The organism is Actimicrobium sp. CCI2.3 (genome assembly GCF_035019065.1).
GTDB lineage: Bacteria > Pseudomonadota > Gammaproteobacteria > Burkholderiales > Burkholderiaceae_D > Actimicrobium.
Map to the genome: position 1 here is coordinate 1 of NZ_JASJWR010000008.1, position 14170 is coordinate 14170.

Annotated in this window: 12 protein-coding genes; 8 read left to right on the forward strand and 4 right to left on the reverse strand. The window is 60.7% G+C overall.

Annotated features, from left to right (window positions below; genetic code table 11):
• Positions 1-263 precede the first annotated feature (263 nt).
• From QN370_RS06250 to QN370_RS06270, 5 genes are all read left to right on the forward strand, one after another.
• On the forward strand, positions 264-806 hold the full coding sequence (locus tag QN370_RS06250) for a cytochrome b (RefSeq protein WP_322127750.1): 543 nt from the start codon (positions 264-266) through the stop codon (positions 804-806).
• 38 nt (positions 807-844) lie between these two features.
• Entirely contained in the window at positions 845-1399 is a 555-nt protein-coding gene (locus QN370_RS06255; RefSeq protein WP_322127749.1) for a YceI family protein, read from the forward strand.
• A 25-nt stretch (positions 1400-1424) separates the two neighbouring features.
• A complete protein-coding gene (locus tag QN370_RS06260) occupies positions 1425-2000 on the forward strand; it encodes a YceI family protein (protein ID WP_322127748.1) in 576 nt (191 codons plus the stop codon).
• Positions 2001-2077: 77 nt separating this feature from the next.
• Positions 2078-2584 (forward strand): YgjP-like metallopeptidase domain-containing protein, encoded by a 507-nt coding sequence (locus QN370_RS06265; RefSeq protein WP_322127747.1) that lies wholly within the window; start codon positions 2078-2080, stop codon positions 2582-2584.
• A 132-nt stretch (positions 2585-2716) separates the two neighbouring features.
• Positions 2717-3052, forward strand: a complete 336-nt coding sequence (locus QN370_RS06270; RefSeq protein WP_322127746.1) for a hypothetical protein — start codon at positions 2717-2719, stop codon at positions 3050-3052.
• A gap of 119 nt (positions 3053-3171) precedes the next feature.
• Here the strand turns inward: QN370_RS06270 and QN370_RS06275 are convergent, their stop codons facing one another.
• Both QN370_RS06275 and QN370_RS06280 read right to left on the reverse strand, forming a co-directional pair.
• Positions 3172-5727, reverse strand: a complete 2556-nt coding sequence (locus QN370_RS06275; RefSeq protein WP_416172176.1) for a YbcC family protein — start codon at positions 5725-5727, stop codon at positions 3172-3174.
• 23 nt (positions 5728-5750) lie between these two features.
• Complete coding sequence (locus QN370_RS06280) at positions 5751-7343, reverse strand: NADH-quinone oxidoreductase subunit L (RefSeq protein WP_322127744.1); 1593 nt, start codon at positions 7341-7343, stop codon at positions 5751-5753.
• A gap of 98 nt (positions 7344-7441) precedes the next feature.
• Here QN370_RS06280 and QN370_RS06285 point away from each other — a divergent pair, with 98 nt between their 5' ends.
• Both QN370_RS06285 and QN370_RS06290 read left to right on the forward strand, forming a co-directional pair.
• Positions 7442-8344, forward strand: coding sequence for a LysR substrate-binding domain-containing protein (locus QN370_RS06285; RefSeq protein ID WP_322127743.1), 903 nt, complete (start codon positions 7442-7444; stop codon positions 8342-8344).
• A 101-nt stretch (positions 8345-8445) separates the two neighbouring features.
• A complete protein-coding gene (locus QN370_RS06290) occupies positions 8446-10173 on the forward strand; it encodes an alkaline phosphatase D family protein (protein ID WP_322127742.1) in 1728 nt (575 codons plus the stop codon).
• On the opposite strand, the gene QN370_RS06295 is transcribed toward QN370_RS06290, so the two are convergent.
• Positions 10161-10937 carry a cupin-like domain-containing protein gene (locus QN370_RS06295; protein ID WP_416172141.1) on the reverse strand — a complete coding sequence of 259 codons (777 nt, stop codon included), beginning with the start codon at positions 10935-10937 and terminating at the stop codon, positions 10161-10163. The two genes, QN370_RS06290 and QN370_RS06295, sit on opposite strands and share 13 nt — an antisense overlap.
• Between QN370_RS06295 and QN370_RS06300 the strand changes: the two genes are divergently transcribed.
• Complete coding sequence (locus QN370_RS06300; RefSeq protein WP_322129214.1) at positions 10936-11145, forward strand: hypothetical protein; 210 nt, start codon at positions 10936-10938, stop codon at positions 11143-11145. The two genes, QN370_RS06295 and QN370_RS06300, sit on opposite strands and share 2 nt — an antisense overlap.
• Before the next feature lie 84 nt (positions 11146-11229).
• Here the strand turns inward: QN370_RS06300 and QN370_RS06305 are convergent, their stop codons facing one another.
• Positions 11230-14142 carry a hypothetical protein gene (locus tag QN370_RS06305; RefSeq protein WP_323581691.1) on the reverse strand — a complete coding sequence of 971 codons (2913 nt, stop codon included), beginning with the start codon at positions 14140-14142 and terminating at the stop codon, positions 11230-11232.
• Between the last annotated feature and the right edge of the window lie 28 nt (positions 14143-14170).

A 14170-nucleotide genomic window follows, 5' to 3' on the forward strand; every position in this document is an offset into this window, starting at 1 on the left:
ACGGTCGACAATCACGAAATCCTCAAACCGAAAAAAACATCGACGACAATAACAACCCCCGACCACCCAAGCCCCGTAGGGTGCAATAACCGAAGGGCATTGCACCGAATGGACCAAATACGGTCGACAATCACGAACTCCTCAAACCAGATAAATCATCAACCACTACAACAATTCCCGACTACCCAAGCACATTCAAAAGAACCCCCGTAAAATCCGCGAATTGGACAATTTGCCATGATCACGATGCTCCCCGTTCGCCCATGAACCTCACCGCTCGCTACACCCGCACCGCCATCCTGCTGCACTGGCTGATTGCCTTGCTGATCATTGCCGGTTTCATTCTCGGTCTGGTCATGACCGACATTCCCGGTCTGACAATGACGAAGCTGAAGTACTACTCATGGCACAAGTGGATTGGCGTGACTGTATTCATGCTGGCCATCGTGCGGGTAGCGTGGCGCAGCACGCATACGCCGCCACCGACCCAGGCGCTGATGCCGGTGTGGCAGGAAAAAGCGGCGCTGGTCACGCACTGGCTGTTATATTTCCTGATCTTTGCGGTGCCGCTGTCGGGTTATTTTTACAGTCTTGCAGCCGGTGTGCCGGTCGTGTATTTTGGCGTGATTCCGCTGCCGAGTCTGATCGATAAAAACGAGGCGATCAAGGGCACGCTGCAACTGCTGCATGTGACGCTCAATTACACGATGGCCGGATTGGTCGGCGTGCATAGCCTGGCGGCGCTCAAGCATCAGTTCTTCGATCGTGACGGCACGCTGGCGCGGATGCTGCCTTTCCTCAAATGACCTCGTCTACTTTTCCCATCCCACTTACAGGAATCTCCATGCGTGCAATTGAATTGTCCACAATCGGTCTGGTCCTTGCGCTGTTTGCGGCCTCGGCCACGGCGCAGGTTGATCTTGCCAAAAGCACCGTGTCCGCCACCGCCAAACAGATCGGTGTGCCGATCGAAGGCAAGTTCGGCAAACTTAGCGCGACCATCAAATTCAATCCTGCGCAACTGGCGCAATCGAGCGCGAAGGTTGACATCGATGTCGCCAGTTATGACATGGGATCAGCCGAATACAACAAGGAAGTGACGGGCAAGGAGTGGTTCAATGCGGGCCAGTTCCCGAAAGCCACCTTTGTGTCTGGCGCGATCACGGCGGCCGGTGCCGGCAAATACAACGTCGCCGGCAAGCTCACGCTCAAGGGCAAGAGCGTCGATGTCATCATTCCGTTCAGCGTCAAGCCGGACGGTGCAACGCAAGTGTTCGATGGTGTGCTGCCGATCAAGCGCACCGTCTTCAATATCGGTGACGGCGAGTGGAAAGATACCTCGGTAGTCGCCGATGAAGTGGTGATCAAGTTCCATCTCGTCGTTGCCAACGCCAAGTAATTCTTACCCCCTGAAAGGACCTTCCATGAAATCAGTTTTCTTCGCTGCCATCGCTACGCTGGTTGCTGCTTCTGCAGTTGCTGCACCGGCGACGTACAACCTTGATCCATCGCATACCTATCCGAGCTTTGAAGCAGACCATTTTGGTGGCCTGTCCAAATGGCGCGGCAAGATTTCAAAATCCAGCGGCAAGGTCGTGCTCGACCGTGAAGCCAGGACCGGTTCGGTCGAAGTCACGATGGACATGGACACCATCGATTTCGGCATGAAAAAAATGAACCAGCACGCCACCTCGGCCGAAATGTTCAATACCGAAAAATTCCCGACCGCGTCCTATGCCGGCAAGTTTTCCAAGTTCGACGGCGAGAAGCCGACCGAAGTCGACGGCACGCTGACGCTGCATGGCGTGACCAAACCGGTCAAGCTGGTGATCTCGGAATTCAAATGCATCATGCATCCGATGCTCAAGCGCGAAGTCTGCGGTGCCGATGCGTCGGCCACGTTCAATCGCGATGATTTCGGTGTGGACTACGGCAAGGCCATGGGCTTCAAGCAGGAAGTCAAACTGGCCATTCAGGTCGAAGGCGTGAAGTCGGAGTAGTCAGCAGTCGGTCATTGTGTTGACCGCCGTTACAGCGACGCAGACCGGCCCGCCCGGTCTGCGCCAGCAGGGATTCCATGATTGAACTTAAATACCTCGCCGGTTATTCCGACGAGTTGCGCACGCAAGTCCATAGCCTGATCGAGCGCGACAAACTCGCTGAAGTGCTGCTCAAAAAATATACCAGACCGCACGACATCCGCACCGACAAGGCGCTGTACCAGTACGTGCTCGACCTTAAAAATACCAGCCTGCGCAATGCCGATGCGATCGACAAGGTGGCCTTCGACAGCAAGATCCAGGTGCTCAAGCATGCGCTCGGCACGCACACGGCGATTTCACGCGTGCAAGGTGGCAAGCTCAAGGCCAAGCGCGAGATCCGGGTGGCGACGCTGTTCAAGGAAGTGCCTATCGAGTTCTTGCGCATGATCACCGTGCATGAACTCGCCCATGTGAAAGAGCGCGAGCATGACAAGGCGTTTTACAAACTGTGCTGCCACATGGAGCCCAATTATCACCAGTACGAATTCGATTTGCGCCTCTACATGACGTATATGGACTTGTCTGGGAAGCAACTTTGGTAAGTTAACGTATTTTTACAATTGCCATGACGAACCCGGGATTGAATGTAATATGGAGCTCGCAGCCGGAACGGAGCAATGACATCTGGCGCATCCCATTCGCATTTTGTGCGTAACGCGTTTCTGGAGAATCTCATGACAACCAGTACCTCCGCATTTGAATTTGCTCTCGCTGTTGACGGTGCCAGCATGCTTTATCTGGTCAGCCCGGTCCTCGCCGATGATGGCCAGTTGCGCAAGCTGTCCATCTGGAATAACCCGCCCGCGGCCGAAGTGGTCGCCGAAATTGAAGTCAATCCTGAACTGTTCCATCAGTTTGCCTTGCCGAACGTCGAAACGTTTTGCCGTATCGCCATTGCCCAGGCTGCCATCGAAGGCGCTTTCGAGCAGGAGCGCAATGCTGCGTTCGGCGAAGGCGTGATGCTGGATTTTGCGATCGAACCGTGGGAAGGCGAGCTCGAGCCGGTGTGATTGGTCATGCCGACACGGCCTGACCAATCCGCACGAACAATGGCACCGTACTCAGGTCGGTGCCGTTTGTTTCTGTCCTGGCTTGCCGGTGGCAGGGTTCGTCCAGATCGACACGGACATCAGACGCTCTCCCACTCAAGCGCTCGCCAACTTCCTGTTTCATAGCGCAGCAATTGCGTCTGATCAAAGCGCCAGAGGTGGAGCCAGCCGTTGTCCAGCAATTGCCGGACGATGGCGTGTTTGCCGATCACGCTGTCGATCGCTTCTTGCGGCGCATCGATGACGACCGTGAGACGCACAGGCTCGTGCAACCAGCGCTGACCGTCGTGCAGTGACTGGCGCGACAGACCGATGCGCAAGTCGCCACCATTGCCTTCAAACACGCCGATGTTCCCACCGACGACATTGTGCAGCACCTTGTTGCCGCTACCGAGGCGTGCGGGATCGCACGTCGAGGCGTGGTACTGCCAGTTGATCCAGTGGGTGACCAGCATCGGCGCGGTCATCAGCAGTTCGAGGACGCTGCCGTCGGTATCCTGGCTGGCGTCATAGTCGTGCAGGAAGCTACGTCCCGCGAGGTCCAGGCCAAGGGTGCGCTGGCGTGGAGCGATCAGGAAGGCCGCATTGCCCAGCAGTCCCCACTCGGGACGGGTTTGCGCGCCATCGTTGGCACGGCGGCGCAACTGGTTGAGCAGGACGTCGTGCGGCAGGTGCGGGTTCACGCCGAGTGCGGGCGCGCGCTCGCGCCGGACTTGGTCGCCGGCCTGGACAAAGACCGCTTGCACGTGGTCCCAACGGGTGCGGGCTGCGGCAGGCAGGAGGTCCAGATCGAAGCCGTCGACTTCGTCGGTGGTGGTGTTATGCAAGGCCGCGACGAACCAGGTGGACGCGGGGATGGCCATCCCCTGTTCGCGCAGCCCGGCGCGCACCGCATCGTCGTTGAGTAGTTGCGCCAGACTGCGGGCATTGACTTCGCCGGTTTGTCCACCGCACGCGCCGCAGTCGAGCATGGCGGCGTGGGCGTTATTGACGGATTGGCTGCCATGTCCGACCAGTAGCACCAGCGGTGCCAACTGTTTGTCCAGACCGATGGCGTGCAGGACCCGCGCTGCCAGCGTTACTTTGGCAGCCATATCCTGGCCGCTGAGTTGTGGCCGGCAGATCGGGCGGGTGCGCGACGGTAGTCCAGCCAGATCGTCACGCACGCGGGCCCGTGCGGAAGGACGCAGCCATTGCCCGAGTTTGCCGAGGTAGCCGAATCCGGCGGCTTCCACGAATGAAAACGCGGCACTCGGCCAGCGGCTGGCGGCATGCCATTGATCGTTCAGGGCAAAGTGGGTTGCGCGTGCGCGGCTGGCTGCTGCTAGCTGCCGGGCGTCTGAGGCCTGGTCGGTTGCACCGGCTGGCACGATGCAATCGGTCACCTCCATCGCGGGTGCGAGCAAGCCCGGAAGTTGTGGCCTTCTGGCCTGTGTTGCTATCGGCGTGTAGGCGATTGGCAGGCCGAAGAAGCCGGCAAAGCCGATGGTCTGGATCGCTGGCGACGCATTTTCGAGTGCCCGCCGCAACGGCTCGCTGCGGACATCAATGCAAAAGGCGGCCTGGACATCGATGGGTTGCTGCGCGCTGGTCGGATCGGCGGGCCGGAGCAGTTGTTGCGCCAGTGGTCGTTGAAAACCAATTTCCAGCGCGACTTGCCAGACCTCGTCGATCAATAGTGCCGCTTCGGCTTGTTGCAATAAGACCGGGGCTTGCTGCCATTCTTTCTGCAAGGCGGCGAAAGCCTGGCTCGTGGCGGCGTTGTCTTTGCCGTCGAGCAGGGCCGCGCTCCACGCCAGCCGGATAGCCAGCAGTTCCCGGACATGCGGCTCCTCAAGCCCTTGCAGTCGCGCCTCCCAACCCAGATAGGCGCACCACGAGGCCCAGCCGTTGACGGTCAGCATGATCGCCTCAAGATAATCCGACCACACCGCCTGCGGCAGTCCAAGGTGTTGCAGTACCCAGTGTTCGGCATCCTCTCGGGTGGAGGGCAGGGCGGCAAGTGCGTCACCCAGATTGGGCAAGCCCATCAGCGTACCGATGCCGTGGTCGTGTCTCAGCGTGTAGCGCCAGAAGGCATACAAGCCGCGCGAGCGCTCCGGCTGCCAGTCGGCCTGATGCTCGTCAAAATAGGCAGCGCAGGTCTGGCTGATCTGATGCGTGATGGCTTGTCGCCACGATAGCCGTGTGTGGCGTTTCGGGTCATTGTCGAGAACATCGATGAGCAGGGGCAAGCGCTGCAGCTTTGGTGCAGTCCGCAAGGCGTCCAGACATTGCGCAGGAGTCAGGGCGGCCAATTTCGCAGCGGGTACCTGTTTCAGGGCTAGTTCGAGGTCAGCCTGGCGGATGCGGCCTTCGTTCCAGGCTTGCTGCTGGCTCTCGCGTGACGGAAAGACCTGAATGCCACCGAGCAGCGCCATTCTGGCCGCCACCTGTCGCAACGGCATGCCCACGCGTGCCCAGTGTGGATTCACCGCAATGGCCCGATCCAGCGGCCAGGCCGGCGCGATCGCCTGGCATGCCTTGTCAAAGGCGGCGTCGATCTGCGCGCGCAAAGCAGCATGTTCGGTCGTCGCGGCACCGGCCCGACCCTCAACTTCAGCGGCGCGTTGCGCATCCGTCATCAATGTATCCATCGGGGTGTTCTCCTTGTGGTGGTTCATCGTGGCGCATCCTTTGCCGGTGCGTTGGGTGCGTTGGGTGCGTTAGGTGCGTTAGGTGCGCGGATGCTGGTTTTTAATGCGCGGGGAACCCAGCGGGCCGGCCAGAATTGCAAGGCCATCCGGGTGTACGTCTCGTCAAGATAAAAACCGGCATAGCTCCGGCGACGCCATCCGCGCAGCGCCTGCGGCCGGAGCTGCAAGAGCACCAGCAGAAGGTAAAGCGCAGCCATGCCGGTCAGGGTGATCATGCCGAGTGCGTGGTCGGGTGCGTCAACAAGTCCGAAGGGCAGGGCATGGGCCAGCAAGGCGGCACCGGTCAGACCGGCGACCATCAGCAGGCCCGCGCCGCCATGCAAGCATATCGACCGCAAGCTGCCGGGCTGGGCAGGCAGCCATAGCAAGGGGGCCCAAGCCAGTCCCAGCACCGCGCTCCACCACCACGGCCATGCGGCCTGACTCAGCACGGACTGGATCAGCAGCACAGTCGGTATGGTGCCTATCGGGGCGAGCAAAAGACTGATTGGTATCGGAGTCGACACGTGATGCATCGCGTGCAAGCGGGTCTGACGCACCACCATCGAGGCCGACAGGAAGGCCTGTGCCTTGTAGAGCGAATGCCCGATCAGATGCAATGCGGCGAGGGTGTACAGACCAAGACCGCATTCGAGCACCAGAAAGCCCATTTGTGCCGTGGTCGACCAGGCCAGTCGTACCTTGATGCTGATGCGGGTCAGCATCACCAGACCGGCCAGCACGGCGGTTCCCAGCCCGAACACCAGCAGCAGCATGCGCGCCGGCATCGCGTGTTCGAGCAAGGGCGCGAAGCGAATCAGGACAAAGCCGCCCAGATTGACGACGCCCGCATGCAGCAGCGCAGACACGGGGGTGGGCGCTTCCATGACCTGGATCAGCCAGCCATGCACCGGCAACAGTGCTGTGCGCAGGATGACTGCCAGCACCAGACAGACGGCACTCAGTTGCAAGACGGCGGACATGCCTTGATGACCGATATGCGTCCACAGGTCAGACAAGGAACCGCTTTGCACTTCGCTCCAGGCCAGGGTGGCAGCGCAGACCAGCAGCACATCGGCAATCCGGTCGGCAATATGTTTTTTGTGTGCGGCAAGCAGGGCAAAGGGGCGGTCCGGGTAGAAACACAGCAAATGCTGCAGCACGATGCCCACCAACGCCCAGGCGGCGATCAGCACTAGCCAGTGATCCGCCATCAGCAGCAGGTGGACGGCGGTCAGTACGCCTGCAAGTGCGCCAATAAAACGTCGTTGCCCGGGTTCGCCGTCGAGGTAGCGCGCCGAAAAAGCCGCGATGACACTGCCTAGCAGTTGCACCAGCAAGGCTAGCGCGCTACCAATCGGGGTCGCACCCAGCCACGGATGGAATTCGGGAAATTGGGGTCCTGCGCACGCGGTGATCACGGCACACAACGATGCGAGCCCCGAGAGCCCCATGAAGACGTGCCAGAGGCGCCTGACAGTTAGCACCGACAGGCCCGGCAGCAGCGACAGCGCCATCCCTGCCAGCATCAGCACGGCGGGCATCAGCGCGCCAAGTGCAAAAAGAAGATGTTTCATCGCAAAACTCCCAGATGTCGAACTGGTCAGAGTATGTCGATCGCCGATTGTTCTGTAAAATATTTTAATACGATCTCACCGAGTCATAAAACAGAACAATGAATCTCGAGCAACTGAACTTCCACCATCTTTTTTATTTCTGGCGTGTGGCCAAGGTCGGCCACTTGACCCGTGCGGCGAAGGAGCTGCACACGTCGCAGTCGTCGCTGTCGGCGCAGATCCGTCAGTTGGAGGAGCGTCTGGATGAGGTCTTGTTCACCCGGGAAGGACGTGGTCTGGTACTGACCGATACCGGGCAACTGGTGTTGGCCTATGCCGAGGATATTTTTGGATTGAGCCGGGAAATGCTGGGCCGCCTGCAGGGGCGCAGCGAGGGCGTGACCCGTTTGCGCATCGGCAGCGTCGCAACGATGTCCCGAAATTATCAGGAGAACAGGATTCGGCCGCTGCTGGCCGATCCGACCGTGATGCTGACGCTCGAATCGGGATTACTGGACGACCTCCTGACCCGGTTGATCCAGCATCAGCTCGATGTGGTGCTGGCAAACGAAACAGTCCCTTCCGAAGCGAACCGCCCGTTGCATTGTCATTTTCTGGGCAGCCAGGCAATTTCATTTGTCGGCCCGGGTGCGCTCTGGAAGCCGCTCGGCTTGCGGGTGCCCGAGGATCTTGATGGCCTCGATATTGCACTGCCCGGGCCACGCAGCGCGATTCGGACACAGTTCGATGCGCTGTGTGCGTCGGCAAAAGTCACCCCGCGTGTGCGCGCCGAGGTCGATGACATGGCCATGCTGCGCCTGATCGCACGCGATAGTGGCTGGGTAACGGTTCTTCCGGAAGTGGTGGTGCAGGATGAATTGCGGTCCGGTTCGCTGGTGTGCGTGGGCCGTTCGACCTTGCTGGAAGAGCGCTTTTACGCCATCACCACGCCACAGCGCCATCACATTGAACTGCTCGACCGGTTGCTCGCCGGAAGCGCCGAAACGCCAGCGGTTCCCTGAGCAGGTCATTCTCTCCAAAAGTCACGGAACTGAAACGCATTCGTCATCGTGTTGACATTGTGCGTCGCTACACTCGGTTTTTTCCAAAACAGGGGTAAGCAATGAGTGCACTGAAAAAACAAGAAAAGCAAACGCACCAATCCGTGCCAAGCAACCCGGGTCGTCGCCAGTTCGTCATTCGCATGTCGTCGGTGGCTGCAGTGCTGGCCTCGGGCGGTGTTACGACTGCCTGCGGCGGTTCGGGCACCGAACTCAACGGTGAGCTTGCCGCTTTCAGTTATGGCGTGGCCAGTGGTGATCCGCTGTCCGACCGGGTCATCCTGTGGACGCACGCCAAAATCTCGACCGACGCCGCCGTCACCCTGACCTGGCAGGTTGCCGCCGACCCGAGCTTTGCTACCCCGCTGGCCTCCGGTAAAGTCGTTACCAGCAGCGCCACCGGCTTCACCGCCAAGGTCGATGCGATCGGCCTGCAGCCCAATACCGAGTATTACTATCGGTTCCTGGCACCGAACAACAGCATCTCTGGCGTTGGCCGCACCCGGACCCTGCCGGTTGGCAGCGTCGCCGAAGTGAAGCTGGCAGTGTTTTCCTGCAGCGACTACCCGGCCGGCTATTTCAATGCCTACGATGCGGCTGTCTCCTCCGGCGCGCAGTTTGCGCTGCACCTGGGCGATTACATCTACGAATACAAGGACGGCGTCTACCCACCGACGGCGTCGGCAGTCGCCGCGCGGGTTTCGGCACCGGCCAACGAGGTGGTGACCCAGGCCGACTATCGGGCTCGCCATGCGCTGCACAAAGCCGATCCGTATGCCAAGGCGCTGCACGCACGCATGCCGATGATTGCCATCTGGGATGACCATGAATTCGCCAACAATGCCTGGATGGATGGGGCCGAAAATCATAATCCGGTGACCCAGGGACCCTGGGCTGCCAGAAAGGCTGCCGCCAGCACGACGTATCACGAATGGATGCCGATCCGCTCGCCGGATGCCGCCAATCTGCTGAAGATTTACCGTTCGTTCGACTTCGGCAATTTGCTGTCGCTGCACATGCTCGACACCCGCATCATCGGTCGCGAACACCAGCCGGATCGCACGCTCGATGCGTCGGGGCTGGATATCGCCGACCCGACCTTTCTGCCGTATGCCTTCAATACCAAAAAACAGCTGATGGGCACGACTCAGCAAGCCTGGCTGGACACGCAGATGACCGCGTCGGCAGCGACCTGGCAAATCCTCGGTAATCAGACGGTGATGGGACGCATCAAAATTGCCGCTTCGGTACTGGCAGCAAATCTAAGCGCCGCTTCGGTCACAGCCTATCTGACCGCCAAGGCGACGCCGGTCGTCGCTCAGACGCCAGCCCAGAAAGATCTGCTCAACCCGGCCAAAAATCCGAAAATTTCCTATACCTTCGATAATTGGGAAGGCTATCCCGATGCCCGTGATGCGGTGCTGGCATCGGCGGCAAAACTGAAGGCGGCGGGAAAGAAATTCGTGGTGTTGTCCGGCGATAGTCATAACTCCTGGTTCAACAAGCTGACGCTGGCCGATGGCACCCAGGTCGGCGCCGAATTTGCCGGTATGTCGGTGACGTCGTCAGGATTCGAGTCGTTTTTTCCACCGGCAGTTGTCCCGCCAGTGACGCTGGCCGCGACCATCAAGGCGCTGGTCGATGACATCAGTTACATCGACACGTCGCGTCGTGGCTATATGCTGGTGACCCTCACGCCGGCGCTGGTGACGACGGACTATGTCTATGTCAGCACCATCACCAGTTCGAGTTATACGACGGTCACAGAGACCTTTACTTACGCTGGTTGATAGCCGATATCGTGTTCGCCGTTTAAAGCCAGTGGCAGTGCCCTGGCCCATCGGTTCGACGACAGCGAAAACGTCAGCGCACGCACATGGTGGTACCACCCGGCGGGCACATACAGCAGCTCGCCGGGTTCGACCAGGCACTCGATCAGGGTGGCCTGACGCGCCAGCGGGAATTGTTCAAAATCCGGTGCTTCCGGATTGAACGCGGAGCCGAACAGGATGGCATTGGCTTCGCGGGTGTAGAGGAATGCATCGTGATGCGGCGGCGACAGGATGAGGCGTTTGCTGCCCCACAGCTGCGCAAAAATATTGTCGTCATAGTCGCAATGCAGCGGCGTCACGGTGCCTGCCGGACCCAGCCAGAATCGTGGCGGGCCCATTTTTTTGAAATAAGCTGGCCAGTTGCACAGTCGGTTTAACGCACGTAACTCCAGATTCCCCAGATAGGGCGGCAGCGCCAGCGTGTCCGCTGCGACCAGATCGAGATACGCACTCAGCGACATGTCCTGCATCGCCCGATCGGGTGCGAAGGCCGTGTTGATGTAGTCACCGACCCGCGCACGTACGGGCAGGTCGCCAAATTGTTCGCGCAGCAGGTGTGGTTCGAGAGCGAACAGCGGCCAGCGGTTGACCAGGCCAGTCATGATGAATGGCAAGCCTAGTGCGGCACGCGCGCGGAACGCAGTGGCATCGAGCTTGCCGCTGCGCGGCACTGTCGTGATTACCGGGAGATCGCGGGCGGCGAGCCTGATGGCGTGGCGCATGGCATCAATCGAGCTCACACCGCGAATGCATGCATCCTTGTGTTCTCGTGCCTGCTTTGTGGCGATGGCTTCGTCGATTGACAGGGAAGGGGCTACGGCCCTTGGCGGCAACCTGGCAGAAGTGCGGACTGGCGATGGCGCGCAAGGCGGCGTCACCGGATTTTTCTGGTTTGACATGGAGGTGAGCGGTGGCTGTGATGCGCAGTGATGACGATCCGTAACAGGATACAGCGCCGTCGCGGGATAGCCGGTTCACCAGTGCGTAAAAATCTATCCCCGCCCTATGAACAGATCAGTGCTGGGCAGCGATTTTCATCGCATCTAATTGCGCTGCCGGAGGCTGTCCGATGTGGGCCTGCTCCAGCGAGACGCGCAGTGCGGTTGCCGTCGTGACCGGCGTAACACTTGCGGCAACCGTCGACTGCGATCCCAGCAGCGACCACGCACCTGCACTGAGGCAGACTATCCCGGCGGCCAGCATCGCGCTGCGCAGCCGGTTTCGTGCGGGCGACTGCAACAGCGCGGGTGCGGCGTCGTCCGCCAGCACGGCACTGGCGCGCAGGCTCCAGGCATCCTGAGCGGGCTGTCCGGCCGAGAGGCGGGCGAGCAACGAGCGCGCCAGTTCTTCCGATTCCGCATGGCGGCGTTGTGCCCCCAGTTGGGCGTCGCATACTTGTTGGGCGACTGCGCTGGCGCGGCGTGCGGCATGGTTGCGCGCCGTCTCTGCATCGCTCAGTTGCTGTGCCAGGTCTCTGGCGTGGCTAGCCATCGCATCGTGAGCCATTTTTTTTTGAAGGGCGATATCTTCATTGCGGATTTTTTCCTGCAATGCCAGTTGCGCCTGTTGCTGTGCGATAGCGTGTTGCCGTTGCTGCAGTGTTGCATTGGCGACTTGCTGTTCGGCCACGCTGGCCTGAAGCAGTTCGCGTTCGACCTGTTCGTGCAGGCGGGCCAGTTCAGCCTGTTCCTGCACGATGGTGGCGCGGGCCCGTGCTTCACTGCATGCCTGTTTTTCGGCGCTGACTTTTTGCTGTGCTGCTGCCAGGGCCAGCTTGGCGGCCGTATGGCGATCCTGTTCGAGCTGGTGCTGTTGTTGCAGACAAGCGTTGGCTTGTTGTTCCATGCTTGCGCGCTCGATCGCGAGATCGCGCCGTTCGGTTGCGGCGCGCAAGCCTGATTCGCTGGCGGCTTGCGCGGCGCGTTCCGAGGCGAGCGCTTCTTCTGAAACCTTGAGCAGGCGCTCGCTGGCCAGAAGGCGCTGGCGGGTCTTTTCCTGTTTTTGGCGAATCACATCGAGTGCCTGTTGTTCGATTGCCTGGCGCTGGCGCTGGAAACTGGTGAGCGCGACCGCATCACGTGCGCCTTGCAATGCGATGCGGGCGGCGTTGCGTTGCACTTCTGTCGCGATGGCGAGCTGGGAAAGTGCATGACGCGCCGCGTTGGCTTGGGCATCGAGTGCCCGGCGCAACTGCTCCTCGGCGTCGGCCTGTTCCTGCAGCTGGCGAGTTTGCTCCTGTTCCGCACAAAGACGGCTGAGTGCGGCTTCTTCCGCCTGGCGGGCGAGTGCCAGCTTTTGTTGGGTTTCCAGCAGTGTTTGCGCGACCGTTTCGCCACAGCGACGTTCGGTATCGCATTGCTCTTGCAGCAGCACGCTGGCTTGCTGTTCGGCTTCGATCCGTTCTTGTTGCAGTTGTGTCAGTGCGAGCGCAGCGTTGGCGTTGGCCAGTGCGACAGCGGCGGCCTGATCCCGCAACGTGGCCTGAATCTGTTCCTGTTCGAGTGCCACCCGGGCATGGTGGAGTGTCGTTTCTGCTGCTTCGCGGGCAGTCCGGGCGGCCTGCTCCCGCAAGCGCAAGCAGTCTGCCTCGGCCTGTTCGGCCTGGGCCAGCGCTTCGGTCTGCGCTTGCGCCGTGACTGCTGCCAGGCGCTTGTCGCGCAGTGCCGCGATGACCCGGGTATCGGCGTCACGGTGCGCCTGTTCGCTGCGGATCAGTTCAGCCGTTTCGTCTGCTTTGCGTACGGCAAGGTCAGCGTTCTGCTGCTGCAGGACGGCATAGTCGGCGAGGGCGGCAAGACCTTGTTCTTCGGCGGCGCTGCACGTCGCTGCGATCAGGCGGGCCGCCTGTTCGCTGTCGTTGCGGCGGGCGGCCAGTTCCAGGCAGCGCTGTTCTTCGGCGCTGCGTTCGAGGGCTGCCTTGGTGGCCAGTTGGTCGGTCTCGGCACGCTTGCGTGCGTCTTCGCTGGCAAGCTCTTCGGCCGCCAGACGGCTGCGTGCCTGGGTGTCGGCATGCTGTTCTGCCTCGACGCGTGCGTTGGCAGCATCCAGTAATTCCCGTTCGACGTGCAGGCGGGTTTCGGCAGCGATGCGGGCTTGTTCTTCGGTATCGCGATTGGCCTGGGTCAAGGCGAGCGCACGTTGCTCCGCGTGTTCGCGACGCATGGCGGCGTCGTGCATGTCGAGTTCTGCCTGCAGGCGCAATTGCAGTGTCGCCAGCGCGCGCTGTTCGGATTCGCTACGGGCAATCGCGATCGCATGGTGCTCGATTTCAGCAGCAGCGCGCAGGCGTGATTCTTCACGCGCCTGCACTTCGGCGGGTGCGCGTTGCAAGGTTGCTGCAAGTTCCTCTGCCTCGGCTTGTTCGCGCAGGTTGATCAGTGCGATCGCTTCGCTGCGTGCAGCGATCAGCATTGCCGTGGTGAGCCGGGCGCTGTGTTCGCGCTGTGCGCGTTCGTGGTCCAGTTCGGTGATGCGGGCATCGGCATCGGCACGACCTTCGGCTTCGCGCTGCGCGCTCTGTTCCACCACTTGCCGTTCAGCGGCAAGGCGACGTGCGGTGCCGGCAAGAGCGGCGACTTTTTCGGCGGCGGCCAGCGCCTCCGCCTGGGCCAGATCCTGTGCTTCGACACGTATGGCTGCATCCTGGCTGGCCTGGTCGACTGCTTGCACGCGCGCACGGGTTTCGGCACGCAGCCGGTTTTCGGCAATCACGGTGGCCGCTGTTTCCGCTTCGACCCGGCTAATCGCTTCCCGGATTGCACGCAAGTCAAGGCCGGCGCCGGCCAGTGCCGGATTCTGCAGAGTCAGGTCATCACTCACGGGATGATCATCATGTCGGGTATAGCCGCGTTGTGAGGCGTTCTTGTCCATTGCCTGCTTGCTTTCCATGTCATCTCCGGTCTTGAGCGCGGGATTGCCGATTTTCACAGTATTGTCGTTTCAGGGGCGATTCGAG

Bases quoted from the DNA above. Each gene is read 5' to 3' on its own strand.
- QN370_RS06250 (WP_322127750.1), top strand. From the start codon at position 264: ATGAACCTCACCGCTCGCTACACCCGCACCGCCATCCTGCTGCACTGG.
- QN370_RS06255 (WP_322127749.1), top strand. From the start codon at position 845: ATGCGTGCAATTGAATTGTCCACAATCGGTCTGGTCCTTGCGCTGTTT.
- QN370_RS06260 (WP_322127748.1), top strand. From the start codon at position 1,425: ATGAAATCAGTTTTCTTCGCTGCCATCGCTACGCTGGTTGCTGCTTCT.
- QN370_RS06265 (WP_322127747.1), top strand. From the start codon at position 2,078: ATGATTGAACTTAAATACCTCGCCGGTTATTCCGACGAGTTGCGCACG.
- QN370_RS06270 (WP_322127746.1), top strand. From the start codon at position 2,717: ATGACAACCAGTACCTCCGCATTTGAATTTGCTCTCGCTGTTGACGGT.
- QN370_RS06275 (WP_416172176.1), bottom strand. From the start codon at position 5,727: ATGGATACATTGATGACGGATGCGCAACGCGCCGCTGAAGTTGAGGGT.
- QN370_RS06280 (WP_322127744.1), bottom strand. From the start codon at position 7,343: ATGAAACATCTTCTTTTTGCACTTGGCGCGCTGATGCCCGCCGTGCTG.
- QN370_RS06285 (WP_322127743.1), top strand. From the start codon at position 7,442: ATGAATCTCGAGCAACTGAACTTCCACCATCTTTTTTATTTCTGGCGT.
- QN370_RS06290 (WP_322127742.1), top strand. From the start codon at position 8,446: ATGAGTGCACTGAAAAAACAAGAAAAGCAAACGCACCAATCCGTGCCA.
- QN370_RS06300 (WP_322129214.1), top strand. From the start codon at position 10,936: ATGGCATCAATCGAGCTCACACCGCGAATGCATGCATCCTTGTGTTCT.
- QN370_RS06295 (WP_416172141.1), bottom strand. From the start codon at position 10,937: ATGCGCCACGCCATCAGGCTCGCCGCCCGCGATCTCCCGGTAATCACG.